This is a genomic window from Flavobacterium salilacus subsp. salilacus, assembly GCF_004634195.1.
Taxonomy (GTDB): Bacteria; Bacteroidota; Bacteroidia; order Flavobacteriales; family Flavobacteriaceae; genus Flavobacterium; species Flavobacterium salilacus.
Genome location: NZ_SKBP01000010.1, coordinates 38,237 through 64,382, shown reverse-complemented (window position 1 = coordinate 64,382; position 26,146 = coordinate 38,237). Strand labels below are relative to the sequence as shown.

At 36.8% G+C, this 26,146-nt stretch carries 27 protein-coding genes; 13 read left to right on the top strand and 14 right to left on the bottom strand.

Features of this window, described 5'->3' with window-relative positions; genetic code table 11:
* The first annotated feature begins 15 nt into the window (after positions 1-15).
* The 3 genes from E0W68_RS11695 to E0W68_RS11685 all read left to right on the top strand — a co-directional run bounded on the left by E0W68_RS11695 (position 16) and on the right by E0W68_RS11685 (position 3,489).
* Positions 16-492: an energy transducer TonB gene (locus E0W68_RS11695; RefSeq protein WP_135219620.1), complete on the top strand. Its 477-nt coding sequence runs from the start codon at positions 16-18 to the stop codon at positions 490-492.
* Complete coding sequence (locus E0W68_RS11690; RefSeq protein ID WP_135219619.1) at positions 489-1,235, top strand: shikimate dehydrogenase family protein; 747 nt, start codon at positions 489-491, stop codon at positions 1,233-1,235. Before E0W68_RS11695 ends, E0W68_RS11690 begins: the two co-directional genes overlap by 4 nt.
* Before the next feature lie 145 nt (positions 1,236-1,380).
* Positions 1,381-3,489, top strand: a complete 2,109-nt coding sequence (locus E0W68_RS11685) for a DUF349 domain-containing protein (RefSeq protein WP_135219618.1) — start codon at positions 1,381-1,383, stop codon at positions 3,487-3,489.
* A gap of 33 nt (positions 3,490-3,522) precedes the next feature.
* On the opposite strand, the gene mazG is transcribed toward E0W68_RS11685, so the two are convergent.
* The 3 genes from mazG to def all read right to left on the bottom strand — a co-directional run bounded on the left by mazG (position 3,523) and on the right by def (position 5,475).
* On the bottom strand, positions 3,523-4,296 hold the full coding sequence (mazG, locus tag E0W68_RS11680) for a nucleoside triphosphate pyrophosphohydrolase (protein ID WP_135219617.1): 774 nt from the start codon (positions 4,294-4,296) through the stop codon (positions 3,523-3,525).
* Between the two features lie 79 nt (positions 4,297-4,375).
* Positions 4,376-4,831, bottom strand: coding sequence for a DUF5606 family protein (locus E0W68_RS11675; RefSeq protein WP_135219616.1), 456 nt, complete (start codon positions 4,829-4,831; stop codon positions 4,376-4,378).
* 56 nt (positions 4,832-4,887) lie between these two features.
* Positions 4,888-5,475 carry a peptide deformylase gene (def, locus tag E0W68_RS11670; protein ID WP_135219615.1) on the bottom strand — a complete coding sequence of 196 codons (588 nt, stop codon included), beginning with the start codon at positions 5,473-5,475 and terminating at the stop codon, positions 4,888-4,890.
* A 192-nt stretch (positions 5,476-5,667) separates the two neighbouring features.
* Here def and E0W68_RS11665 point away from each other — a divergent pair, with 192 nt between their 5' ends.
* Complete coding sequence (locus E0W68_RS11665) at positions 5,668-7,887, top strand: FUSC family protein (protein ID WP_135219614.1); 2,220 nt, start codon at positions 5,668-5,670, stop codon at positions 7,885-7,887.
* 22 nt (positions 7,888-7,909) lie between these two features.
* Here the strand turns inward: E0W68_RS11665 and E0W68_RS11660 are convergent, their stop codons facing one another.
* The 8 genes from E0W68_RS11660 to E0W68_RS11625 form a co-directional block, all read right to left on the bottom strand.
* Complete coding sequence (locus E0W68_RS11660) at positions 7,910-8,527, bottom strand: hypothetical protein (RefSeq protein ID WP_135219613.1); 618 nt, start codon at positions 8,525-8,527, stop codon at positions 7,910-7,912.
* 59 nt (positions 8,528-8,586) lie between these two features.
* Positions 8,587-9,138, bottom strand: coding sequence for a hypothetical protein (locus E0W68_RS11655; protein ID WP_135219612.1), 552 nt, complete (start codon positions 9,136-9,138; stop codon positions 8,587-8,589).
* 165 nt (positions 9,139-9,303) lie between these two features.
* Complete coding sequence (locus tag E0W68_RS11650; protein WP_135219611.1) at positions 9,304-9,831, bottom strand: hypothetical protein; 528 nt, start codon at positions 9,829-9,831, stop codon at positions 9,304-9,306.
* Positions 9,832-9,867: 36 nt separating this feature from the next.
* Positions 9,868-10,407 (bottom strand): hypothetical protein, encoded by a 540-nt coding sequence (locus E0W68_RS11645; protein ID WP_135219610.1) that lies wholly within the window; start codon positions 10,405-10,407, stop codon positions 9,868-9,870.
* A 58-nt stretch (positions 10,408-10,465) separates the two neighbouring features.
* Positions 10,466-11,017: a hypothetical protein gene (locus E0W68_RS11640; RefSeq protein ID WP_135219609.1), complete on the bottom strand. Its 552-nt coding sequence runs from the start codon at positions 11,015-11,017 to the stop codon at positions 10,466-10,468.
* Positions 11,018-11,032: 15 nt separating this feature from the next.
* On the bottom strand, positions 11,033-12,880 hold the full coding sequence (locus E0W68_RS11635) for a hypothetical protein (protein WP_135219608.1): 1,848 nt from the start codon (positions 12,878-12,880) through the stop codon (positions 11,033-11,035).
* Positions 12,881-13,180: 300 nt separating this feature from the next.
* Positions 13,181-13,630 carry a Holliday junction resolvase RuvX gene (gene ruvX / locus E0W68_RS11630; RefSeq protein WP_135219607.1) on the bottom strand — a complete coding sequence of 150 codons (450 nt, stop codon included), beginning with the start codon at positions 13,628-13,630 and terminating at the stop codon, positions 13,181-13,183.
* Between the two features lie 3 nt (positions 13,631-13,633).
* Positions 13,634-14,377 (bottom strand): class I SAM-dependent methyltransferase, encoded by a 744-nt coding sequence (locus E0W68_RS11625; RefSeq protein WP_135219606.1) that lies wholly within the window; start codon positions 14,375-14,377, stop codon positions 13,634-13,636.
* 137 nt (positions 14,378-14,514) lie between these two features.
* On the opposite strand from E0W68_RS11625, the gene E0W68_RS11620 reads away from it, so the two are divergent.
* Entirely contained in the window at positions 14,515-15,330 is an 816-nt protein-coding gene (locus tag E0W68_RS11620) for a 2,3,4,5-tetrahydropyridine-2,6-dicarboxylate N-succinyltransferase (protein ID WP_135219605.1), read from the top strand.
* Between the two features lie 9 nt (positions 15,331-15,339).
* Positions 15,340-17,202 (top strand): glycosyltransferase, encoded by a 1,863-nt coding sequence (locus tag E0W68_RS11615; RefSeq protein WP_135219604.1) that lies wholly within the window; start codon positions 15,340-15,342, stop codon positions 17,200-17,202.
* On the opposite strand, the gene E0W68_RS11610 is transcribed toward E0W68_RS11615, so the two are convergent.
* Positions 17,147-17,980 carry a glycosyltransferase family 2 protein gene (locus E0W68_RS11610; RefSeq protein WP_135219603.1) on the bottom strand — a complete coding sequence of 278 codons (834 nt, stop codon included), beginning with the start codon at positions 17,978-17,980 and terminating at the stop codon, positions 17,147-17,149. The two genes, E0W68_RS11615 and E0W68_RS11610, sit on opposite strands and share 56 nt — an antisense overlap.
* 56 nt (positions 17,981-18,036) lie before the next feature.
* The gene (locus E0W68_RS11605; RefSeq protein ID WP_135219602.1) at positions 18,037-18,801 is read right to left on the bottom strand and encodes a lipopolysaccharide kinase InaA family protein; all 765 of its coding nucleotides are present in this window, start codon (positions 18,799-18,801) and stop codon (positions 18,037-18,039) included.
* A gap of 91 nt (positions 18,802-18,892) precedes the next feature.
* On the opposite strand from E0W68_RS11605, the gene E0W68_RS11600 reads away from it, so the two are divergent.
* Both E0W68_RS11600 and E0W68_RS11595 read left to right on the top strand, forming a co-directional pair.
* Positions 18,893-19,747 (top strand): glycosyltransferase, encoded by an 855-nt coding sequence (locus E0W68_RS11600; RefSeq protein ID WP_135219601.1) that lies wholly within the window; start codon positions 18,893-18,895, stop codon positions 19,745-19,747.
* A gap of 4 nt (positions 19,748-19,751) precedes the next feature.
* Entirely contained in the window at positions 19,752-20,546 is a 795-nt protein-coding gene (locus E0W68_RS11595; RefSeq protein ID WP_135219600.1) for a DUF5672 family protein, read from the top strand.
* Here E0W68_RS11595 and E0W68_RS11590 read toward each other — a convergent pair.
* Complete coding sequence (locus tag E0W68_RS11590; protein WP_135219599.1) at positions 20,541-21,602, bottom strand: glycosyltransferase family 4 protein; 1,062 nt, start codon at positions 21,600-21,602, stop codon at positions 20,541-20,543. The genes E0W68_RS11595 and E0W68_RS11590 overlap by 6 nt on opposite strands.
* Positions 21,603-21,688: 86 nt before the next feature.
* Here E0W68_RS11590 and E0W68_RS11585 point away from each other — a divergent pair, with 86 nt between their 5' ends.
* From E0W68_RS11585 to E0W68_RS11565, 5 genes are all read left to right on the top strand, one after another.
* On the top strand, positions 21,689-22,795 hold the full coding sequence (locus E0W68_RS11585) for a DegT/DnrJ/EryC1/StrS family aminotransferase (protein ID WP_135219598.1): 1,107 nt from the start codon (positions 21,689-21,691) through the stop codon (positions 22,793-22,795).
* Positions 22,796-22,801: 6 nt separating this feature from the next.
* Positions 22,802-23,377: an L-threonylcarbamoyladenylate synthase gene (locus E0W68_RS11580; protein ID WP_135219597.1), complete on the top strand. Its 576-nt coding sequence runs from the start codon at positions 22,802-22,804 to the stop codon at positions 23,375-23,377.
* A complete protein-coding gene (locus tag E0W68_RS11575) occupies positions 23,377-24,834 on the top strand; it encodes a CCA tRNA nucleotidyltransferase (protein WP_162845835.1) in 1,458 nt (485 codons plus the stop codon). Before E0W68_RS11580 ends, E0W68_RS11575 begins: the two co-directional genes overlap by 1 nt.
* Positions 24,831-25,850, top strand: a complete 1,020-nt coding sequence (locus E0W68_RS11570; RefSeq protein ID WP_135219596.1) for a COX15/CtaA family protein — start codon at positions 24,831-24,833, stop codon at positions 25,848-25,850. Before E0W68_RS11575 ends, E0W68_RS11570 begins: the two co-directional genes overlap by 4 nt.
* A 91-nt stretch (positions 25,851-25,941) precedes the next feature.
* A complete protein-coding gene (locus E0W68_RS11565; protein WP_135219595.1) occupies positions 25,942-26,124 on the top strand; it encodes a CsbD family protein in 183 nt (60 codons plus the stop codon).
* Positions 26,125-26,146 lie beyond the last annotated feature (22 nt).

Below are 26,146 nucleotides of genomic sequence, written 5' to 3'. Positions count from 1 at the left end.
TATTACCTTTTAACTATGAAGAGAATATATTATATACCACTTTTACTATTGTTTTTTGCAATAGCAAATGCACAGCAGAGAGAAAAAAAATCTGTTAAACCGAAAACCATAATATGTGATTTTCATGATCTTGGATTTAAAGAGCGTGTTATAAACCATCAGGATCCTAACCAAATTTATTACCTTACCGAGGTACATGTCGAACCAGAATTCCCTGGCAGTGCAACTGCTTTTATTGATAAAATAACTCCTGTTACTACTAAATCAGATAATTGTAATCAAGTTAGTAAAGAAAGAATAATTATTTATTTTGTTGTCGAAAAAGATGGTACATTGACTTCTTTTAATTTAATTCGTGATTCGGAATGTAAACTTGGAGAAAAAGTTTTGGAAACTGCAAAGCAAGTCAATCAAAAATGGAAACCTGGCTTGTGGAATGAAAAACCTGTTAGAACCGGTTATGCTGTTGCCGTAACTATAAACACACCATGAAACAAAAGAAAAAGATTTTCGGGCTAATAGGTCGCAATATTGAGTATTCTTTTTCGGCAAAGTACTTCAATAAAAAATTCAGTAAAAAAAAGCTGGAAAATTACTCCTATAAAAATTTTGATATTGAAGATATAAGCGAGTTTAAAGATATAATATCAGATATCAAAAACCTGAAAGGGCTAAACGTCACCATTCCCTACAAAGAAGCAGTAATACCACTGCTGGACAGTGTATCTAAAAACGCACAAGTAATAGGTGCTGTAAATACTATTGTAATAGGCAAAAAAAAGCTGAAAGGCTATAATACAGATCATTATGGTTTTCGCAAAGCCCTAAAACCGCTATTGCAACCTCACCATCAAAAAGCATTAATATTGGGTACGGGAGGAGCATCCAAAGCAGTGGCTTTTGCCCTCAGAAAATTAAAAATAGAATATGATTTTGTATCCCGAAGGAGTACTGATGTAGTTTTTGGGTATGATGATATTGATGCAACTATTTTTGAGGAGTACCAAATTATTGTTAATACTACTCCGTTGGGTACATTTCCTAATGTAACAGAATGCCCCGATATAGATTATACCCTTTTTACTGAAAATCACATTGCTTTTGATTTAGTTTATAATCCTGAAGAAACTGCTTTTTTGAGAAAAGCTAAAGAAAATGGTGCACAAATAAAAAATGGCGAGCAAATGCTTGTATATCAGGCAGAAAAGGCATGGGAGATATGGAATAAAAAATAATTTGGAAGTTATACTTTTAACAATTTACTGCTTTTTACATTAAAAAAATGTGAAATTCTATGTAAATTAATCTTTTCCTTTGAATTTTAAGTTGCCTTTACTATCTTTCGACATTAAAGCAGTATAAACCTTAAGCATTTACAAAATGTTAGAAGAAAAGAATGATAACCTGCAAAACGCAGATGGAGACTTGATTACAGGAGCCGGCGATACCTTCGAGAACGGCTATTCGCCCGCTAATAAAGTTGTGGATAACAGCGATGTGCCTGACGATATAGAGGATATTAAAAAAATTCATGAAACCGAAGGGCAGTTACCTTTTGCTCCCGAAGAAGTATTGAATGCAGGAAAAGAAGCAGACGAAGTAAAAGAAGAGGTTAAAAAAGTTGCTGAGAATGAAGCAGAGGCAATACAGCAACCTGAGCAGGAAGCACCTAAAGAGCGCACTGCTATAGACGATATTGAGGACAGTAATGCCGAAGAGGGTGAAGATGATTCAACATCAGGCAGGCATGAACTTCCTGAACTGAATTATGAATCGCTCTCGATGGAAGAGCTTACCGCTGAGCTGGAAAAATTTGCCACAGCCGAAAAAGTAATGTCGGTTAAAGACCATATAGAAGATATTAAAAAAGAGTTTTACGCTAAGTATAACGATTATATAGAAGAGAAAAAAGAAGAGTACAGCCATGATAATGATGGCGATGCTTCGGGGTTTGACTTTAACTTTCCGCTAAAAAGTAAATTTGATGAAATTTACTACCAATACAAAGACAGGAAAAACAGCCACTTTAAAAAAGTACAAAACGACCTTAAAGGTAACTTAGAAAACAGACTTGCTATTATTGAGGAACTGAAAAACCTTGTTGAGAGCGATGAAAGTATGAAAGATGCTATTAAGCACGTAAACGAGCTGCGCGAAAGGTGGAAAAATGCAGGAGCAATTCCGAGAGATAAATACAACCACGTTTGGAATAACTTCCATTTCCACATGGAGCGTTTTTACGATCATTTGCATTTGGACAGAGAAACCAGAGATATGGACTTCAAACATAATCTGGAACAAAAAGAAAAGATTGTTGCACGCGTTGAAGAGTTACTGCAAGAAGAGGATATTGTTAAGGCTTTCCGCGAGTTGCAGTCTTTACACAAAATGTGGAAAGAGGAAATAGGACCTGTATCGCGTGAACACCGTGAAGAAATATGGAACCGTTTCAGCGATTTAACCAAGCAGCTTCATGATAAGCGTGAAGCCTATAACGCTACCATAAGAGAGCGAGAAGAAGAGAACCTGAAAAGGAAAAAAGAGATTATAGCTCAAATAGACGCTATTGCTCAAGAGCCTGTAAGCAGTCATAGCGGTTGGCAGGGGCAAATCCAAAAAATTGAAGCATTACGCAATCAATTCTTTAATGCCGGAAAAGTGCCTATTGAAGTAAATGAGGCTACTTGGGGAGCTTTTAAAGCAGCTGTAAGAAACTTTAACAGCGTTAAAAATAATTTTTATAAAGAAATAAAAAGAGATCAGCAGGAAAACCTGAATAAAAAGCAGGCTCTTGTAGAAAAAGCACAGTCGCTGAAAGATAGTGATGATTTTGCAGAAACTACCCCTGTAATGAAGCAAATACAGGACGACTGGAAAAAAATTGGTCATGTACCAAGGAAATATTCCGACTCGTTATGGAAAGAGTTTAAAGCGGCATGTAACCACTATTTTGATAAGCTGCATGCACACCGCAACGAAGCGAATAAAGAAGAGCTCGAAGCCTTTGAAAAGAAAAAAGAATATCTTGAGTCTTTAAAAGATTTTGAACTTACAGGCGATCATAAAACAGATCTTGATGCCATTAAACAGCATATAGACAACTGGAAGACGATAGGGCGCGTACCACAGGCAAGAAGGCATATTGAAGGTAAATTCAACAAAATACTGGATGCGCTTTTTGATAAACTCAGCCTTTCTAAAAAGGAAACCGAAATGGTAAAATTCAGCAACCGTTTAGAGCACCTTGCAGAAAATGAAGACAGCCGCAAACTGGAAAACGAACAGATTTTTATAATGCGTAAGATTGATGAAGTGCAAAGCGAGATATTGCAGTTAGAAAATAATATTCAGTTTATATCCAACGCTAAAGCAGATAATCCTTTTGTAAAAGAGGTTCATAAAAATATCGAACGTCATAAAGAAGAACTTAAAACCTGGAAAGAAAAATTAAAACAAATAAGAAGTTTCAATCAAGGAAATCAGGAATAAATAAAAAAACGGCTTTAAAAGCCGTTTTTTTATTTACAATTTTTTAGCTTCATTCCAAAAAACATCCATTTCGGCAAGAGTCATATCAGCAAGGGGCTTACCCAATTCGCCCGCTTTACTTTCCAAATACTGAAAACGTTTTATAAACTTCTTGTTAGTACGTTCCAGCGCATCCTCAGGGTTAATATTTAAAAATCGGGCATAGTTAATCATAGAAAAGAGCACATCGCCAAACTCAGCTTCAATTTTTTCCTGATTACCCTCTCTTACTTCATCCTGAAACTCCTGTAACTCTTCCTGCACTTTATCCCACACCTGGTGCGGTTCTTCCCAATCGAAGCCTACACCTTTAGCTTTATCCTGTATCCGGCTGGCTTTAACCAGCGCAGGCAGGCTTTTGGGCACACCTTCCAATACTGATTTTTTACCTTCTTTCAGCTTTAGTTTTTCCCAGTTTTGCTTTACCTGCTCTTCATTTTCTACCTGTACATCACCATATATATGCGGGTGGCGGTGTATCAATTTTTCGCAAATTTCGTTAGCCACATCAGCAATGTCAAAATCGTCTGTTTCGCTGCCTATTTTGGCATAAAAAACAATGTGCAATAATATATCACCCAGCTCCTTTTTCACCTCCTGCAAATCATTATCAAGTATCGCATCGCCCAGTTCATAGGTCTCCTCAATCGTCAGGTGGCGCAGGGTTTGCAAGGTTTGCTTCTTGTCCCAAGGGCATTTTTCCCTCAAGTCGTCCATTATCTCCAATAACCTGTTAAAAGCGTCAAGTTGCTGCTGTCGTGTGTTCATTCGTTTTTTTGTAAAAATAAAAAATCCTGCCAGTTAAAAGTACAGGCAGGATAATTATTATTAGCAAGATATTGTTTTTTTATTCTTCAGTTTTCGGAGCTTCATCATCAGCCGGAGCATTATTTTCATTTGCCCCGTCAGCTTTTAACGATTCTTTAGATATAAGCTCTTTTGCCTGTAGCATATTATACCAGTTTAGTATCTTTTTAATATCAGAAGCATATACCCTGTCTTCATCAAACTCGGGCATTACCTCACGGAAATACTCAGTCAGCGTTTCATTATCTTCTTTGTGGGATATGGCAGGACCTTCATCTTCTTTTTCGGCTATGGCACTAAAAACCTCTGATAAACGCTTTTCGCCATCATAGGTATAAACGGATATTTCGGATAAAAGGCTCACATTACTGCGCAATCCTACTGTTATTTTTTTTCCGTCTATTAATGACTCTGCAACAAAACCCGTACGTGTTTGTACTTTCAAGGCATATAGTCCCGGCTTTCCGGAAATAGCTAATATTTTTTCTATACTCATTATGCGATTTTTTTAAAGGGTGACAAATATCTAATGTTTGAACTTAAAAACAAAAATTATCTGCCTTTTTTGGCAGCAAATTTCATTTTATAATCCGGTTTTGTTTTACCCTCCATTATATTTTGAAGTTTCTTTTGTATCAAACGTTTTTTTAATGATGATATTTTATCAGTAAACAGTATGCCCTCTATATGGTCATACTCATGCTGTATTACTCTGGCTATCAAACCGTCATAAACATCGGTGTGTTTATTAAAGTCTTCATCATAATATTCTATAGTAATTTTTTCCTGACGATATACATCTTCCCTGATTTCAGGTATGCTGAGGCAACCTTCGTTAAAGCCCCACTCCTCGCCTTCTTCTTTCAGTATAACAGGATTTATAAATGTTTTCGAAAAGTTTGCCAATAATTCTCTTTCCTCTTCACTAAGTTCCTTATCATCACTAAAAGCTTCGGTATCAACTATAAATAATCTTACCGGCATCCCTACCTGCGGAGCCGCAAGCCCCACACCATAAGCATTATACATTGTTTCATACATATCGGCTATAAGCTTTTTCAGCTCAGGATAGTCTTTAGGTATCTCTTCACACTTTTTGCGTAATACAGGGTCGCCATATCCAACTATAGGTAATATCATTTTTTTACTTTTTATTATTTCGGTTAAAAGCACCGCCCTCAAACATTTATCAAATATCGTGCGCAAAAATAGTAAATTAAAAATAATTCGCTTCAGGATGCTCGATACCAAATGCTAATTTTTTGTGAGAATTACAGGTTATAAACAATAATGACCTGCCATTTACTACCTTTGTGCAACCGGGGAAAAAGAATGATACAAAAATTAAAACTATTTACTGACAGCACTAATTTTACCAAAGCCCTCATCGTTACATTTGCGGCAGTAATGCCCGTTATCATACTTTCACAATTCGGATTGTTCCAAATGGGATTTGCAGTAGCTATAGGAGCCGTGCTCATCTATCCGTCTGATATTCCCAGTAATCTACCACACCGCATACGCGGACTTTTAACTGCTTCGCTTATTGTTGTATCGTGCACACTGGTGGTTAACTTGCTACAAGACTTGCCTTTCCTGTTTTACCCTATCATCGTATTATTGGTATTCTTCCTCTCTATGATATCGGTTTACGGACAGAGGGCTACTATGGTTTCCTTTTCGGGTTTACTCGCACTCACTCTTGCCAGCGGGCATTTACATCAAGGCTGGGATATACTGGTTCATTGCGGACTGGTATGGGCGGGCGGACTTATTTATACCTTGACATCGCTTACTTTTAATTATCTGAACCCGTATCGCTATACCGAGTTGCAAATGGTAGAATGTTTAAAGCTTACAAGCAAATATATGAAGCAACGGGGGCATCTTTGGGATATTGATACCGACAGGGAAAAAATTATTGAAAAACAGCTTTTTTTGCAGGTTGAGCTGAACACTATACACGAAAGCCTCAGAGAGGTACTGCTTCGCAAAGGGTCTAATGCGGGTAACTCTAACCGTAGCCGTAAGATGCTGTTGATTTTTATATCACTGGTAGAAGTGTTGGAACTTGCACTTTCCACATCGTTTGACCATAGTAAACTGCATGAAAAATTCAGTAAGCATCCCAAAGTTATCAGTACTTACCAAAATTTAGCCTATAACCTTGCCGCTGCATTAAAAAACATTTCAAAAAGTCTGGAAAATAAAAGACCTTATGTTTCTTCGCATCAATTACTGCATGACCTGGAGGCTTTTGAAAAAGCAATACGTAATTATGAAAATGAGCAGGGAGAGAAAACTATTGCTGAAGATGTATATCTGCTGACGAATATGCTACATTATGCTGAAAAGCAGGTTGAAAAAATAAAAGTAATAGAACGTGCTTTTATGATAAATATAGGGGTTAAGGACATGCAGGGACGCGACAGGGATATGGAAAAATTCCTCTCTCCCGAATACTATCCTTTGCACACCCTGAAAGAAAACCTAAGCCTTTCCTCAACCATTTTCAGGCTTTCACTACGTCTTACCATTACCATAGCTATAGGTTTCATTATCGGCGCGCTATTTCCTCTTCAAAATGTATATTGGATATTGCTGACTATTGTGGTTATTATGCGCCCCGGCTATGGGCTTACCAAACAACGCTCGTACCAGCGTATTGCCGGCACGGTAATAGGCTGTGTTATTGCCTTTGGTTTACTGGCTGTTATACATCAGCCCGTTGCTATTGCGATTTTAGCTATAGCTTTTATGCTGCTGGGCTTTGCCTTTACGGCTATTAACTACCGTATAGGGGCTACTTTTGTTACTATTTTTGTAGTGTTTGTATATAGCATGCTCAACCCCGACATCAGTCAGGTAATACAGTACCGTATAGTAGATACCGCCATAGGTGCAGGGCTTGCCTTTATTGCCAATTACTTTTTTTGGCCCTCATGGGAGTTTATTCAACTGCCTGTATTCATTAAAAAATCAATTGAAGCGAACAGGAACTATCTCGAAGAAATATCGTTACTGTACAACAAAAAAGGTAGTGTGCCTACCTCCTACCGTGTGGCGCGTAAAAACGCTTTTATTGAAGTGGGTAACTTAACGGCATCCTACCAAAGGATGACGCAAGAGCCAAAATCGAAACAAAAGCAACAACTGCAAGTGTATAAACTGGCGGTGCTTAACCATACATTGCTTTCGTCGTTAGCATCATTAGGTACATACATACAGTCGCATCATACCACAAAAGCCTCTGATGCCTTTAATGTGGTAGTACAGGCGGTTGCCCGAAACCTGAATTATACCATAGCGCTACTGAATATGGATGAGCAGGCTAAAGAAATACAGTTGGCACAAAAAGAAGAACTGGCGGCGCGATTTACCGAACTGAAAAACATTCGCATACGTGAACTACAGGAAAGCCAATTAACGGATGAGGAAACTTTTAAACTGAAAATGCAGGAAGCCCAGCTTATTATAGAGCAACTGGTTTGGCTTAACAATCTTTCGGAAAAAATTGTAAAAGCCACTAAGCAATTAGAATTAGGGAAATAAATTTTCTTCTTATTTGAAAACGTTAATTTTTATCTGCATCTTTTTTTTTCAAACTTTTTAAATGTTCATCTACATCCTGCCCCCACCATAAGTCTTGTTTAAAAGCTAAATCACAAAACCAATATTCATGTTTCGTTAAATTCTTATTATTATTCTCGGTTTCTATTACAGGTCTGAGAATTTCTTTCCATGCTTTGGAAGCCATTAGGATGATAATTGCATTGCGAAGTGGGTCTCGCTTCTCATATTTATCTAACTTACTTGTCGATGGATACCCATAACGTTTAATTATGTTATATAAAGTAGCGGCATTAGTATTATAGACCTTCATTGTAAACTCTCCTGCCGAGGGCGGAGCCTGATTAGGCTGATAATCTAAATAAGACGATATATTTGTGGATGGTACAGGGTTTCGCGCTACTATGGAGTCATTATAATACGCATAAAACGGCATTCGTAACGTATCGCCTGCTTTTTTAATATGCCATTTTAGTTTCATGGTAGCATCATTAAGATAATCCATAAATTGTAAACGCTCTATAACCATAGCATGGTCGCGTTCTAAAAGCAAATCTTTTTGATTTTGACTAAAAGCCTGTAAGGATAATAGCAAAAAATAAATTAAGAAAAGTTTTTTCATAATTGTTTCGTTAGTTCGATTACTAAAAAATAAAAAGTAGCCTTGTCTAAGGCTACTTTTTACTTATCATCAATAGGAGTATATATCCATTTTATCATAGTCCATTCGCCATTTTCTTTAAAGAAAATGGCAGTGTAGCTTTCCAAGAAAGATGGCTGTATTACTCTATAAAAATAATTAAAATAAACTACTGCATATTTACCATCAGTTGAATATACAGGTCTTGAAATTTTAATAAAACTTTTTAAAACTTCATTTTCATCCAAACCTAAAGTTTTAGCCGTTTCATAATTATCAACTATTTTAAGTTTGTCGAGTATACTTTGGTTACTAAAATGTTTATACTCCCATTTGGCATTACGATCACTTTTAAAATCAAATTTATAATTCCTTAAATCTAAAGTATCAACCATAAAACCATTTAAATACTTATCAATATTATAATTGTCAGGTTCAGAAATCAATCCGTACTCTTTCCAATCATCGAAATGCACTAATATCAATAGTTTCTCAGCTATTTCATAATCTGATTTCACAAATTTATCTTTAGGCTTTGTGCTTGAACAAGCCATTAGCAAAGAGGATAAAAGTAAAATTAATAACTTTTTCATTTTTATATTTATTTTAATTACAAGAACCCGGTCTGTATGACGGAGTAACTCCATTGAATTCTTCGTTTATACGTTCTGCTTGTAAAGTATTCAAAATATTTGCTCTTGTACTTAAATTTACACATACATACAAAAAAGCAGCCTTAATTAAAGCTGCTCGTTATTTTAAGTTAAATAGGGTACAAATTTTAAATGTAACTTCCATTTACCACTTATTTTTTCATATACATAACCATCTCCTCCTCCGCCCCACAAAATATTATCAGAAAGCATATTAACTATTACTACTGCATATTTTCCGTCTTCTGAATATATGGGTCGGGACATTGACATATAAATTTTATTTTTTTCTCTTTCAGATGTAACAGGGATACTCTCATAATCTTTTATAACACGTAACTTCTTCTTAACTTCTGGATCATTAAAAAAACGCTTCTTCCATTTTTCTTTATTAGAGCCTTTATAATGAAACTTTTGAGGAAACTCAATCAATTCCATTGTTGCAAAACCTTCCAAATAATCATCGGTTGTAGAAGTGCTGGGTTCTTGCATCAATCGGTACTCGTCCCATTTGGTAAAATTACCCAAAGTAAGCTGTGCTATTTCATAATCGCTATCCACAACTTTACTTTCAGGTACAGTAGCACAGCTTTGAAGAATAATTATTAGCGTTAGCAGTATACAATATTTCATCTTCATGTCACAAGTTTCTTTATACTTGTTTCTATTTTAACTAATAGAAGTAAGAACACAACTAATCAAAGTCCATTCATTATTCTCCCTAAAAAAAATTAAAGTATAACCCTCTAATTGGGATGACGTTAACAAATTAAAAAAAGAACTAATATGCACGGCTGCATATTTGTTATCGTTTGAATACAAGGGTCTTGACATCTTAATAAATCTCTTAGCATCTTTATAATCATTCAAATATACAGTCTTTACCTTTGAATAATCATCAATTATTTTAAGTTTAGCGAGTATACTTGGATTACTAAAATTTTTGTATTCCCATTTGGCGTCACGATTGCTTTTAAAATCAAACTTATAATTCCTTAAATCTAAGGTGTCAATCATAAAACCATCTAAATAATTATCAACTATATAATTATCGGGTTCAGAAATTAATCTATAATTATTCCATTTATCGAAACATACTAACGTTTTTTCCGCTATTTCATAATCTGATTTAACAAATTCATCTTCAGATTTTACAGTAGCACAACTTTGGAAAATGATTATCAGTAAACTATAGGAAAATATTTTCATAATAATTTTTGTTGTTGTTTACTAAAAAATAAAAAGTAGCCTTGTCTAAGGCTACTTTTTACTTATCATCAATAGGAGTATAAATCCACTTAATCATAGTCCATTCATTATTCTCTTCAAAGAAAATTGCGGTATAACTATCCCAAAGGGATGCATTTTTTACATTATAAAAATAATTAAAATAAACTACTGCATATTTACCATCAGTTGAATATACGGGTCTTGAAATTTTAATATACTTCTGCGGATTTCCATTTTCGATTGAGTCAATTATCTCTATTTCTGAATAATCATCAATTATTTTAAGTTTGTCGAGTATACTTTGATTACTAAAATGTTTATACTCCCACTTGGCATTGTGGTCACTTTTAAAATCAAATTTATAGTCCCTTAAATCTAAAGTATCAACCATAAAACCATTTAAATACTTATCAATATTATAATTATCAGGTTCAGAAATCAATCCGTACTCTTTCCAATCATTTATATCCGCAAATGCTAATACTTTCTCGGCTATATCATAATCTGATTTAACAAATTTATCTTTAGGCTTTGTGCTTGAACAAGCCATTAGCAAAGAGGATAAAAGTAAAATTAATAACTTTTTCATGTTTATACATTTATTTTAATTACAAGAACCCGGTCTGTATGAGGGAATAACTCCATTAAATTCTTCGTTTATACGCTCCGCTTGCAATGTGTTCAAAATATTTGCTCTTGTGCCGGCATTAGGAACTAAACTTATGAAATCAGGATTTATCACTTTTTGATTATTAAGACCATTAATATGAGTTAGTCCCTGCCATGCCATTGCATAATAGAAACTATCCGGCTTCTGATAGCCTTTGCTCAGACCAAAAGCTTTTATTGACTCAGCGATATTATCTACCAAATAAGACATAAACTCATGATGTGCATTTCCACCTGATAAAAATGGTGCGTTACCCAGTTCTATTAGTTTGTTTGTATAAGCATCTATTAATTCTACATAGGTAGGATTATAAGTAAGATTACTGCTATTAATATTAGTTAGACCAATAGTCCTGAAATACAATAATATAGCATGCAAGTTTTCATGAATTACAGTAGTTGCGATAGATATATCAGTAGCAGTGTTAACATAATTATTATTCAAGTAAATAACAAAACTGTATATTTGCTGACCTGAACTGTTGGTTGTTTTGCTTAGGAGATCTGTTCGTCCAGCAACATCTGGTTCCAATATGGCAGACCTTTTATAAACAACATTATAAGTATCACTTCCCTCATATATATCCAAAAAAATAGTATTTAAACCGGAACATACACTGTAAGCATCGGTTACAATATTAGCCTGGCATTCGCCTGTTACAGCATTTATTATATTATCAGGTATATCTCCATTCTCAATATCTTCTATGGCATTTTCGGCAGCCTCTATACTCTCCTGTGAGTACTCTTCTTCATCCAAAAACTCCAATAACTGCTTGGCAAGTTCTTTATTATTTTCATTTTGCATGGCAAAGTCCAATATCCGGTGGGCAAGAGCTTCCCTGTCAGCGTTAGGGTTAAGAGGATATGTCTTGCCCAAAAGTTTCAATATACCGTCAGTTATTTCTTTATTATAAAAACGCATCAGCCATCGGTACTCCTCCGGGGTAATATCTTGTTTAAATACCACCAGCGTAAAATTAACCGCAGGCTTGGTTACCACAGGCTCTGGCACTACCCCGCCCGGCCATGAAATTACACCACCGGGGTGTATTACAGGTCCTTGGTCGCCCGGTTGTGTGGGTATGGTAATGTTTATATTAATGATACCAGTATCAATACCACTTCCATTGCCGCTACCATCTTGGCTTAATGAGAAAGAGCTAGGACATTCTACATACAGTCTATAATATATACCCTCGTCCCCTGTATATTCACCCGTGTCAGGATTACGAGATGTTAAAATATAACACCTGCCTTCCCCATCCTGATAAATGTAATTGTGAGGTTCTCCTTTGCCACTTTTTACTTTATATTTATCTTGTAAATTTATTATTTGTTTATCCTCATGCAGGTTGGTTACATCCGTCAGGTCAAAATGGTACTCAAATATATACGATGTCGATTTTTCTGTATCATCTGTATGTATCACAAGGTTTTCGTAGTAGGCTATCGAAGCATCTTCCCTAAAAATCTGAAAGGTATAAGTCGTACTTTTTAGGTAATCTATCCTTGTAACATTCGAATCGTCATAATAAAACCCGTTTATGGTGTCATTAACCAAAGCTTTGGCAGTGTTTCCCTTTACCGCTTTTTGCAAAGCGGCATAGGCGTTTGCATCGCGCTTAAACTCATCAAAAGAAATAGTGCTTACTTTAACCCCTGTAGTAACATCAGATGATTGTGTGGCAGTAGTGGCTTCATCATCTTTTTGGCAGTTGGTAAAAAGCAGTAATACGCCTGCCGAGACAGAAAAGGCTAAAAGCCTCAGTTTGTTTTTCATACTATTTAATAATTTATCGGTTGGTTATACATAGAATAAAACATACATGGCTTTATCCGTTACAATAATAAACATTAAATATTGAAAAATAGTATTTACAATTTAAATTTGTATCGTTAAGAAAATGTTAATCATCATTAGTGGGTATGAAAAGGGACTGTCTCAAAAGTGTTTAAACATGCTTTTTGTCATTCTGACGAAGGAAGAATCTCATTCTATATCAAATAATCGAGATTCTTCACTCCATTACATTCCGCTCAGAATGACACTTTTAAGACAGCCGCTTTTAATTAACAAAGTTTATATAATTTTTTTTCGTGATAAATAATCCTGCAATATAATAGTTGCCGAAATTTCATCAATCAAAGCTTTGTTTTGACGTTGCTTTTTCTTCAACCCGCTATCAATCATGGTTTGAAATGCCATTTTACTGGTAAAACGTTCATCTACCCCCTCCAAAGGCATATCAGGAAACGTACTTTTAAATTGTTCGGTAAAAGCAGCTATAAGCGGTGCGCTCTGCGAAGGCTCATTATTCATTTGCCTGGGTTCGCCTATCAAAACCTTTGTTACACGCTCTTTTGCAAAATAGGCTTTAAGCCAGTCAATAGCCGTTTCTGTCGGTATGGTAGTAAGCCCCGACGCTATCATCTGCATTTCATCAGTTACCGCTATTCCTGTACGTTTCAGTCCGTAATCTATAGCCAGAATACGCCCTTTACCATTACTCCCAAAAAAATCATTTGCCATACGTTATCTCTTTTCAAGTCTTCCCATTCGCAAAAATAGCGGAAATGTTACCTGCTTATCGCTTTTTTTCCAGCTTTCTTTTAAATCATCTTTTATAAGATTGAGCGGGTTACTGCCTTTTTGCCTGATGTAATGCTGCACGGCAGACCAGGTTTCCAAATAACCCACAAGCTGCTCAAACGTCCACAAAACAGCATTTGTAAAGGACTTATCAGTATAAATTTCATCAAAAGGGAAAGGTATTGTTTTATATTCCTCTTCTACATACTTGCGCTCAGCATCCCAATACTCTCCGATTATAGTATTGTAAAAACGATTTATTATCTTATCTGTATTTACATCCGTGCGAAAAAGCCCATATCCCATTACCGCTATAATGCCCGAAGGTTTCAGTATGCGATATACCTCTTTATAAAAAGCATCAAAATCAAACCAATGTATTGCCTGTGCCACCGTGATAAGGTCAAATTCATTTGTATTAAAACCTGTCTCTTCGGCTTTTGCCTCTTTATAAATAATATTTTCCCGCTGCACAGCGTTATCCAATTGTGTCGCACTGATATCGATACCGTAAACGGTAGTAAAAAAAGGAGCTAATGCTGCTGCAACCTGCCCGTTGCCGGTTGCAACATCCAGCGCTTTACCTTTATTGTTTATAAAAGAGAGTATATGATTAATCATATCTGGCGGGTAATGCGGACGATATATCGAATATCCTTTTGCCTGAACGGAAAAATTGTCTTTCATTATCAGTTAGTTTTTAGTAAATTTAAGCAATATTGATGTTTTCAATAAATTCTTTTAAAAGAAATATGCTGCGAACAGGCTTTTTGATAGTGATAATTTAACCAGATTACTATCTTTGCCCAAAAAGAAGTTGCGCTATGAATACCTTAAAAACCATAATAGAACAAGCTTGGAATAACAGAGAATTGCTCCAAGAGGCTTCTACTATCAATGCTATACGCGAGGTTATTGAAATGCTTGATACCGGAAAATTACGCGTTGCAGAACCTCTTGAAGGAGGCTGGCAAGTAAATGAATGGGTGAAAAAAGCGGTGGTAATGTACTTCCCGATACAAAAAATGAAAACGATGGAAGCAGGTATTTTTGAGTATCATGATAAAATGCCGCTAAAACATAATTATGCCGAAAAAGGGATACGTGTTGTACCCAATGCTGTGGCAAGGCATGGGGCATATATAGCATCGGGCGTTATTTTAATGCCAAGCTATGTAAACATTGGCGCTTATGTTGACGAAGGTACTATGGTAGATACCTGGGCTACCGTGGGCAGTTGTGCACAGATAGGTAAAAACGTTCACCTTAGCGGTGGTGTAGGTATTGGCGGAGTATTAGAACCTTTACAAGCTGCACCTGTAATTATAGAAGACGGAGCATTTATAGGTTCGAGGTGCATAGTAGTAGAAGGCGTGAGAGTAGAAACCGAAGCGGTGCTTGGCGCAAATGTGTGCCTTACTGCATCGACAAAAATTATAGATGTTACAGGTGATACTCCTATAGAAACAAAAGGGGTTGTACCGGCACGGTCTGTAGTAATACCGGGCAGTTATACTAAAAAATTTGCAGCAGGCGAGTACCAAGTACCATGTGCATTAATCATAGGTAAACGTAAACCTTCAACTGACTTAAAGACCTCGCTCAATAATGCCTTAAGGGAATATGACGTAGCGGTTTAAAAACTGATAATGAGCGGAAAACATACCAAAATATCTGCGCTCGCCATTGTATATAATGAAGAGCACAACATTAGGGAGTATCTTGACAACATGTCGTTTGCTGACGAGATTGTTATAGTAGATTCCTATAGTTCTGATAATACAACTGCCATAATAAAGGACGAATATCCTCATGTAAGGTTTTATCAGCGAAAGTTCGATGATTTTTCTTCGCAGCGTAACTATACACTCGACCTTGCCACTTACGATTGGGTTGCTTTTTTTGATGCCGATGAAAGGATAACCGAAAAAGGTATTAAAGAAATTCTGGAGGTTGTAAACAGCAATCCCGAAGAAGTAGCCCTTTGGGTAAAACGAGTATTTTACTACCAAGGCAAGCCTCTTGTAAATAATAACTTTAATGAAGACAGAACGGCAAGGGTATTTCGTAAATCCAAATGCCGCTATTCTGATAAACTGGTACACGAAAAACTTGTTATAAACGGCAAGAGCCGTGTACTTAAATATGCCATTGAACACTACTCTTTTATAAATAAAGAAGACTTTCTGCAAAAACGGCTTCACTATTCAAAACTAAAAGCCAGAGAGTTTTATAACGAGGGTATAAGCACCAATATTTTTCACTTTACCATACGGCCGGGATTCCGGTTTTTTAAATATTACATTCTGAAATTCGGGTTTATTAATGGCAGAAGAGGTTACGAAATTGCCCGAATACTCGGCTACCATGTATATATGCGCTACGTTTATCTGAAAGAGATGAATGCCGCGCGTAAAAAAATACTGGTAATACAACAAAAAATGATAGGCGATGTACTTGCCAGCAGCAGTATTTGCAACATGCTGAAAGCTGAATATCCATGCTCACGCATAGACTATCTGGTAAATACTTTTACCACTCCGGTAATAGAAAATAACCCCAATATTGATAACATCATTCCGTTTGAAGACGGGTACAGAGAAAGTAAGCTCAAGTTTTTTCAATTCCTCAAAAGAATTAGAAAAACTAACTATGATGTAGTAATTGATGCTTATGCAAAATGGGAAAGCGGTATTATAACATCATTTTCCGGAGCTAAAACTAAAATAGGCTATAAAAAATGGTACACTTCATTTTTTTACAATAAAACCGTAGCCCCTGATAAAAAAGCCTCAGGATCGGCTTTATATCACCGCATGCAGCTTGTTGAGGCAGTAACAGGAAAAAAACACCCTATTGTTTACCCAAAAATATACATTACTGAACAGGAAAGAGCACATGCGGAAAAACAAATGAGTGAAAAACTGGATATGCACCTGCCTGTAATTATGATAAGTGTGCTGGGAAGCGATAATATAAAAAGCCTGCCTGCAAAGGAAATGGCAAAAGTGATAGATAAAATAAGCGATAGCTGCAATGCGCAACTACTGTTTAACTACCTGCCATCGCAAACAGAGAAAGCAAAAGAGATTTATAATTTATGCCGTCCTGAAACACAGACTAAAATATTTTTTGACTTTTACTTTAAAGACCTCAGAGCCTTTTTGGCAATATTGGAGCAGTGCAATGCACTGATAGGTAACGAAGGAGGAGCTGTAAACATGGCAAAGGCTTTGGATGTACCTACATTTACTATTTTCTCGCCATGGATAAACAAAAATTCGTGGAATATGCTTACCGATGGTAAGCAGCACATGGCATTGCACCTGAAAGATTATTTCCCTGAAATATATGGCTCTAAACACCCAAAAGAGTTCAAACAAGAGTCTTTGGAACTATATGAGAAACTTACACTGAACCTGTTTGAAAGTGACCTTACAAGTTTTTTAAACTATATTATGAAACAGGCGGAAGACCGGGCTCTTTTACTATCCCGTAAGGAGTCCATTTAATTTTATTTTCTTTAACCTCTTTACGTATAGCCAAATTAGCAGCCAGTGATTCGGGGGTTTTATACCCCCTGCTGTGGTCAAGGTGCAGGCATATAGCCTTGTGCCTTATCTGCTTTCCTTTTACACCATAATTTTCCAAACGCTCCCCAAATTCGCGGTCAGGACCTCCATATTTCATACGTTCGTCATATCCGTTTATCGCTATCATATCTGCTTTAAACCCTGATGAGTTACAGTTATTGAAAGAAGGGGTTGTAGTGGTAACAATATCCAGTACTGTAGCCAATACAGGGCTTGACGAAAGTTTTAACTTTTGCGAAAAGCCAAGTTTATCAATACTTGTCAGCCAGTTTACATCAAAACAACGCTGGGTTTCTATATCCTCTTTGGTTATTGCCTCGCTGGTACTCATAGGGAGCTTACAATAGCCTCCTGAAAGAAATCTTCCCTTTTCGGCAAATTTTGCATGTACTGCTACAAAATCCTCGCGTGGTATGCAGTCACCGTCCGTCATTATAATATACTCATTGGCAGCCTCAACTATGGCTATATTAAGTATCTCTTGCCTACGGTAGCCTTTATCTTCATGCCACAGGTGTCGTAACGGCACCGGGTAATCGGCTGCATAACGGTCTATCAGTGCTTTAGTACTTTCTCGCGAACCATCATCAGCAATAATAACTTCAAAATCTTTATAGGTTTGGTTGCTATATCCTATAAGTACTTTTTCGAGCCATTTTTCTGCATTATAAGTACTTACTATTACCGAAATTTTCATAGGTGGTGCTTTTTTATTGAATTACCGCAAAACGGATATGCAAAGGTATTATTTTTTTAATTTTTTCGTAACCCCAGTTTTCTCTTAATGGCACGTTTACGGTGAAACCTGTTGGCAAAATACTGGGTATGTTTTATCATAGGTTGTAATACGGCATCATAACTGCATCCGTATAATTTTGCATATTCATCGCTCATTACAGTTATCAACCGTTCCTCGGGGGTAAGTTTTGCCATATTGACAACCCTTTCCTCCAAACTCATTTGAGTGTGAAATCGCATCCTGTTTAAATCAACCAAAAAAAATTCGTACTGCTCGTGCCCTGTCTTCTTTATAAGGGTATTACCGGGAGTATGGTCTAAAAAGGCAATTCCTTTTTCGTGTAGTCTAAAGGTAAATTGTGTAAACTGGCGTAATATAATTTCATGCTCGGGATAATCAGGAATTTCTATAAGCTGCCTGAAGGTAAGGTCGGCTTCCATCTGTTCACTCATATAATAACTATCCTGTAATGATAAAGCTGCTTTATTTTCAAAATAAGCAATGGGCTGTGGCGTACCGATACCTTTTTCTAATAATATGTTGGCAAACTCATAAGAACGCTGGGCTTTCGACTTACGGAAGAAACGATAAACCAACTTATTAATAACATTAGGCACTTTAAACGACTTTACATTTACCGTAATTGCCCCCAAAGGAAAAGTTTTGATTTTGTTGCGCTTACCGTTAATAAATAAAGTTCCTTTTGTAGTAAAACTTTCAATAATATCAACAATTTGTTCTTCGCGATCCTGAAAATCTGGATGGATTACTTTATTCATCAACAGCTACAATTTTAGACAAAAGTAACCATTTGCATTTTACGCTTCAAATAATTGCTTTATTTTTACCAAATAATCGATAAACCAATATATGTTCAGCCATTACCTAATTACCCGTTTTAACCTTAAAAACCCTAAGTGGGATGTTACCAAAAACAACGAAAGCCTGCTTACGGATGAATGGTTGGAACACCGACTTTGGCTGTTCGAAAATTTTTGCTTACCGTCAGTAGTAGCCCAAACCAATAAGAATTTTACATGGCTCATTTATTTTGATGTAACCACACCCAATGCTTACAGGCAAAAAATTGAAGCCCTTATTGCGGGTAACAGCAATATAAAACTGTTTTATATAGAGGGAATGCCCGCTTTTTATCCGGAAATTAAAAAGTTGATTACTGCCGAAACAAAGGGTGTTCCTTACCTGATTACATCCCGCATTGATAATGATGATTGCATTCGTAACAGCTTTATAAACGAAGTTCAAAATAAGTTTAAGAAGCAGGATTACATGGCTATAGATGTGATTAAAGGCTATTCGTTACAAATAAAACCCGTTATTATGCTGGGCAAAAAGGAGCATATTTTTAACCCTTTTATCAGCCTGATTGAGAAAAATGACAACCCAAAAACGGTATGGCTTAATGACCATAATCACTGGAAAAAGGAAACCCGTATTATGCAGATAACCGATAAACGATTATGGATGTCTATCATACACGAAAAGAATAAAGTAAACGAGTTTGATGGCTATGGCAATGTAAAATGGGACGATGTGAAGAGCGATTTTATCCTTTCGACCGCTATGGAGGCTAACATCAGTAAAAATATACTGCCACACAGCAAATGGGCTTGGACGAGCTTTAAAAACGGACTGTATGTAAACTGGGTGCTGTTTAACAAAATGCTGAAAAAAGCCTTAGGGATATACAGACTAAAAAAATAGTTTCATGACACAAAACAAAGTAATTGTAGTAATACCCATATATACTACCGCCCTAAGTGATAACGACCTTATGTCGTTACATCGCAGCATAGCTATTTTAGGCAATCACACCTTTGCTGTGGTATGCCCCCAAAGCCTGGATCTTTCTCCGTTAGATAGCGTTATAAATAAGGTAACACATACTGTTATACGTTTTAATGATGAGTTTTTTAAAGGCGTAAGCGGTTATAACAAGCTGATGCTATCCGGTATATTCTATGAAAAGTTTAGGGACTATGAATATATGCTGATATGCCAAACGGATGTATATGTTTTTAAAGACGAGCTGCTAAAATGGTGCGATAAAGGTTATGATTACATAGGCGCTCCATGGCTTGCATCCGAAAGGAATTTTATCAATAAAGGGCTTTTCGTTTTACGAAATTTCTTTAAAAAGAAAAAAAAGAGTACGGCACACTTTTTTAAAGTGGGTAACGGAGGTTTCTCGTTACGAAAAGTGGCAAAAATGTATGAAATAACGACTGAGCAAACAGAAAGCATACAACACGCGCAGGAAAACAAAAACCCACACAGCCACCATATAGAAGACATCTACTTTAGCCTTGTTGCTCCTACCCTTACCGATATGAAAATTCCGGATTATAAAGAAGCTGTAGGCTTTAGTATAGACCGTAAGCCCCATATTGGTGTAAAAATTAATGGAGGTAAACTGCCGTTTGCCTGCCATGGGTTTAACAAACCCAAAGTACGTGCCTTTTGGGAGCCGCTTATCGCGAAAGCGGAAAAAGAGGCATTATAATAAAACAGCTTTCCATCGTTCTGCTATTTTATTTACATAAAACTGTCGGGCTCGGTTTATGGCTTGTTGCCTCATTTCCGACGAATAATTTTCAGGGGTTAGTGTGTTAAGTAAAACAGTCATTTCTCCTTCAGCCACAAGATAACCATCCCACCCGTCTGTAATAATTTCTTCGGGACCTGTATGGTTTGTAGCTATAGGAATAGCGCCACAACCCATAGCCTCTATTAATACCATCCCGAAAAGCTCTTCCCACTTTTCAGTTTTATAGGAATTCAATACCACATATTGGTGCTCCCTGTAATAATCTGCCAGCCTGTTTCTGTCCTTTATATAACCTGCAAAATTAATATTACTGTATTGTTTTGCGTAGTCTTCTACAGTACCCTTTAGTTCTCCTTCACCAGCAATAGTAAATACTTTGTCCGGATGGGCTGAAAAATACGCTAACAGTTCTTCCAGTCCTTTTTGCTTTACTAATCTACCCGCATAAAAGAATTTCAGATTCTCCCCAACAGGCTTTGCCTGATGTGAGTAAAAAACAGTACTATCTAAAGAGTGATAAACATTACTCACTTTCTCCTCAGGAATAGCATAATTTGCAATAAGCTGCTTTTTGGTTTCGCCCGATACGGCAAAAATGTGTTTTATATCTTTCTCAATAAATTGCTTCCATCGCTCTATCAGCTTTGGTGTTACACGCTTTTTCTTCGGATAATAAGTCCCGTCCCAAACCGTCCATGAAGTATGGTAATATACCTGATGATTCTTTAATAAAGAACATAATTTGGTTAGCTTATAATCATAAGGTGCAATACCCAGTACCACTTTTTTGTTTTTCGAGAGCATCAAGCTCAACATAAAACCGGCGTTTACAAATTGCTTGCTCACCAAACCAAATTGTAATTTAAATAAACTCCTGAAAAACTTACCCACGACAGAAAATTCCCTGTACACAACCTTACCGTTGTTTTGCTCCATCAGTTTTTCAAGACCTATGTAATGATTATTATTTCCTGATTTGTGAAATACGTATAGGGTAGTAGGTTTTGCCATGCTTTATAATTTATATCAAGCAAAAGTATGTTATTTTTTACATGAAGGAAATTAAAAGTAAATTTGCCATATAATAAATCCATTTTATGATAAAGTTTCTCGACCTCCAAAAAATTAACCTGTTGCATCAGCAGGAAATTGAACACCGCCTGCTCAAAACTTTCAGGAGCGGTTGGTATATTTTTGGGGAAGAAGTGAAACAGTTTGAGCAAAATCTTGCCCACTATATCGGAACAAAGCATGCCATAGGTGTTGCTAACGGGCTGGATGCGCTGCGACTTATTTTTAAAGCCTATACACAGCTTGGCATAATGCAGCATGGCGACGAGGTTATTGTTCCTGCCAACACCTATATAGCCTCTGTGCTTGCCGTTACCGATAACAACCTTATTCCCGTATTAGTAGAACCTGATATTGATAATTATAATATTGACATCAGTAAAATAGAAGAAAAAATTACCGCAAAAACAAAAGCCATACTGATAGTGCACCTGTACGGGCAAGCTGTATTTTCTGAGGAGTTGAAACAACTCGCCGTGAAACATAACCTGAAAATTATTGAAGATAATGCACAGGCTATAGGAGCAATGTGGAATGGCATAAAAACAGGTAACTTGGGCGATGCTGCGGGCTTTAGCTTTTATCCCGGTAAAAATTTAGGCGCGCTGGGCGATGCCGGAGCCGTAACTACTACTGATGAAGCGTTGGCAAACACCATCAAAGCTATTGCCAACTATGGTTCGGAAGAAAAATATGTAAATAAATATCAGGGGCTTAATTCCCGATTAGACGAAATACAGGCTGCGGTACTCAATGCAAAATTGCCTTATTTGGACGAAGAAAACCAAAAACGAAGGGAAATTGCGGAGTATTATAGCCGGAACATAACCAACCCTGCTATTATACTACCTGAATTGCCTACTGATGAAAACCAACACGTTTGGCACTTATATGTCATTCGTACCAAAAACAGGGCAAAACTACAGCAGTATGTAACCGAAAGCGGAATACAAACCCTTATCCACTATCCTATACCGCCACACAAACAAGAGGCTTATAAAGAATGGAACAGTTTATCATTCCCTATAACCGAACAAATACATAATGAAGTATTGAGCTTACCCATAAGCCCGGTACTAACCGATGAGGAAATTAAAACGATTGTAGAAACCATAAACAATTTTGAAATTTAATTAGCTATGAGCGATCAAAATATAAACGACGAAGTACACAACGCTTTTGAAGTAATAAAAAACGGAGGGATTATCCTTTATCCTACCGATACCGTTTGGGGTATTGGCTGTGATGCTACGAACGCCGAAGCCGTAAAAAAAATTTATGAGCTGAAACAACGTGAGGAAAGCAAAAGCATGATTGTGCTTATGAACAGCGACCGCATGATGTATAATGTGTTTAAAGAAATACCCGAAGTGGCATGGGAAATAATAGAACTTAGCGATAAACCTACTACCTTGATACTTGATAATCCGCGTAATGTAGCTGCCAACGTTATAGCTAATGATAACACGCTTGGCGTGCGCCTGGTAAAAGAACCTTTTTGTTATAAACTTATGGAGCGTATGAAAAAACCGTTGGTATCTACGTCGGCAAATATAGGCGGAATGCCAACACCAAATTCTTTTAAAGAAATAGACCATCATATTTTGGATGGCGTGGACTATGTCGTAAATTTGCATCACGATAAAATTGCCGCCAAACCATCAACTATTATCAAACTCGGCAATGATTTACAGGTAAAAGTTATTCGCCCTTAATGAAAGAGACTATTTCATACGAACAAGCATTAAATAACAACATATTTAATATAACCTCGCAAGCTGCTGCCCAACTAAACGTGAAAAGTTACGTTATCGGCGGTTTTGTAAGAGATTTTTTATTACAACGAAATTTCAAAAAAGATATTGATATTGTTGCCGTAGGCAGCGGTATCGATTTGGCACAACAGGTAGCAAAACTGCTCCCCAATAAACCAAAAGTACAGGTATTTAAAAACTATGGCACCGCAATGTTGCACTATGAAAACGAACCTAACGATTTTATAGATGTTGAGTTTGTAGGCGCACGCAAAGAATCATACGAATGGGAGAGCCGTAAACCACTGGTAGCCACCGGCACGTTGGAAGACGACCAAAACCGTCGTGATTTTACCATAAATGCACTGGCACTTTCATTGGATAAAGAAGATTTCGGTACACTTATAGATCCTTTTAACGGTGTTGAGGATTTACATAACAAAGTTATCCGTACACCTTTAGATCCGGATATTACCTATTCGGATGACCCCTTGCGAATGATGCGTGCCATACGCTTCGCTGCCCAACTGGGCTTTACGATAGAAGAGGAATCGCTTAACGCGATAACACGAAATAAAGAGCGTATCAACATTATATCGGGTGAGCGTATAGTAGATGAGCTGAACAAGATATTAATGACCGATGTGCCCTCTATAGGTTTTAAACTGTTGCATCAAACCGGGTTATTGCACATTATACTACCCGAACTCACTGCGCTGCAAGGTGTAGAGGAAGTGGAGGGACAAACCCATAAAGATAATTTTTACCATACGCTGGAGGTAGTAGATAACATTGTACCGAATACAGATGATGTATGGCTGCGATGGGCTGCTCTGCTGCATGACATTGGAAAAGCACCGACTAAAAAGTTTCATAAAAAAATTGGGTGGACATTTCACGGGCATGAATTTATTGGCGGAAAAATGGTTAAAAAACTGTTTGAAAGACTGCACATGCCATTGAACCAAAAAATGAAGTTTGTGGCAAAAATGGTAATGCTAAGCTCTCGCCCTATAGTGTTGGCACAGGATATTGTTACCGACTCGGCAGTGCGCAGGTTGATATTTGATGCCGGCGATGATGTAGAAAACTTAATGACGCTGTGCGAAGCGGATATTACCACCAAAAACGCTGCAAAGTTTAAAAAGTACCATAAGAATTTTAAAATAGTACGTCAAAAAATTGTAGAGGTTGAGGAGCGCGACCATGTGCGTAATTTTCAACCGCCCATCAGCGGAGAGGAAATTATGGAAACTTTTAGCCTGAAACCCTGCAGGGAAATAGGTGTGCTTAAAGAAGCTATTAAAGAGGCGATACTGGAAGGTGAAATACCCAACGAATATCAGCCTGCTTACGATTTTATGATGGCAAAGGCAGAAAAAATGGGATTGAAAAACAATAATAACATTAAGTTATGAAACAGAACAAGGCTGTTATTACCTGGCTGCTTGCCGGTTGTATATTAGTGTTTATAATGGTAGTAGTGGGCGGTATTACCCGGCTTACCAATTCAGGGCTTTCTATGACCGACTGGCATTTGGTTACCGATACGTTCCCTCCTATGAGTGAGGAAAAGTGGGAGCATGCCTTTGAAGAATATAAAAAGTTTCCTGAATACCAAAAAATAAACATCCATAACGATTTTACACTGGATGATTATAAGTTTATTTATTTCTGGGAGTGGTTTCACAGGCTCATAGGTCGTGTAATAGGTATTGTATTTATACTACCATTTATATATTTTCTTATCCGCAAAAAGCTTGACAAAGCTACTATTGGTAAATGCTTTATACTACTGGGCATGGGAGCTTTACAAGGTTTTTTTGGCTGGTTTATGGTAAAGAGCGGTTTAATAGATAACCCAGATGTGAGCCACTTTAGGCTATCATTACACCTTACTTTTGCTTTCATCACTTTTGCATACACTCTTTGGGTAGCTCTTGATATTATATATCCTGAACGAAAAGCAGCGATAACTCCGCTTAAAAAAATTGCTCGTATTGCTTTAGTTATATTACTCATACAAATCATTTATGGCGGTTTTGTAGCCGGGCTTAATGCGGGGCTTATACATAACCATTGGCCACTAATGAGTGAAGGGCAGTTTATGCATGATAGTATTTTTGTAGAAAAACCTACTCTTGCCGCAGCATTAACTGAGGGACAAAGCGGTGTACAATTTGTACACCGAATAATGGCTTACATTGTAGTAGGATCAATACTATTTCTATATTTTAAAAGCAGGAAATTTATCTTGAATTCGCAACAAAAAAACGGGTTAAATGCTCTTGTGATAATTGTATTTATACAATTTATATTAGGAGTTTTCACACTGTTATTAAGAGTTCCGTTATGGTTAGGGCTGGCACACCAAGTGGTTGCCTTCTTCCTGCTGACTTCAATGGTTTATACGCTACACAGGCTAAGTAAATAAACTTTGTGATAACCTTAGCACGGCTTTGGCAGTAATTTTAGAAACCCCATACTAAATTTACAGTATTAGAAAACTTAAAAAAATAGAAGCCATGCCAAATTCACAAGAGATTAAAGGAAACTGGAACGAGTTTAAGGGAAAACTTAAACAAAAGTATGCAGAACTTACAGACGATGATTTGCTGTATGAAGAAGGTAAAGAAGATGAAATGTGGGGACGCATTGAAAAGAAAGTGGGAAAAACAAAAAAAGAGATTAAATCGCTATTCGAATAGAATAGCTTTTTGTGAACCACAT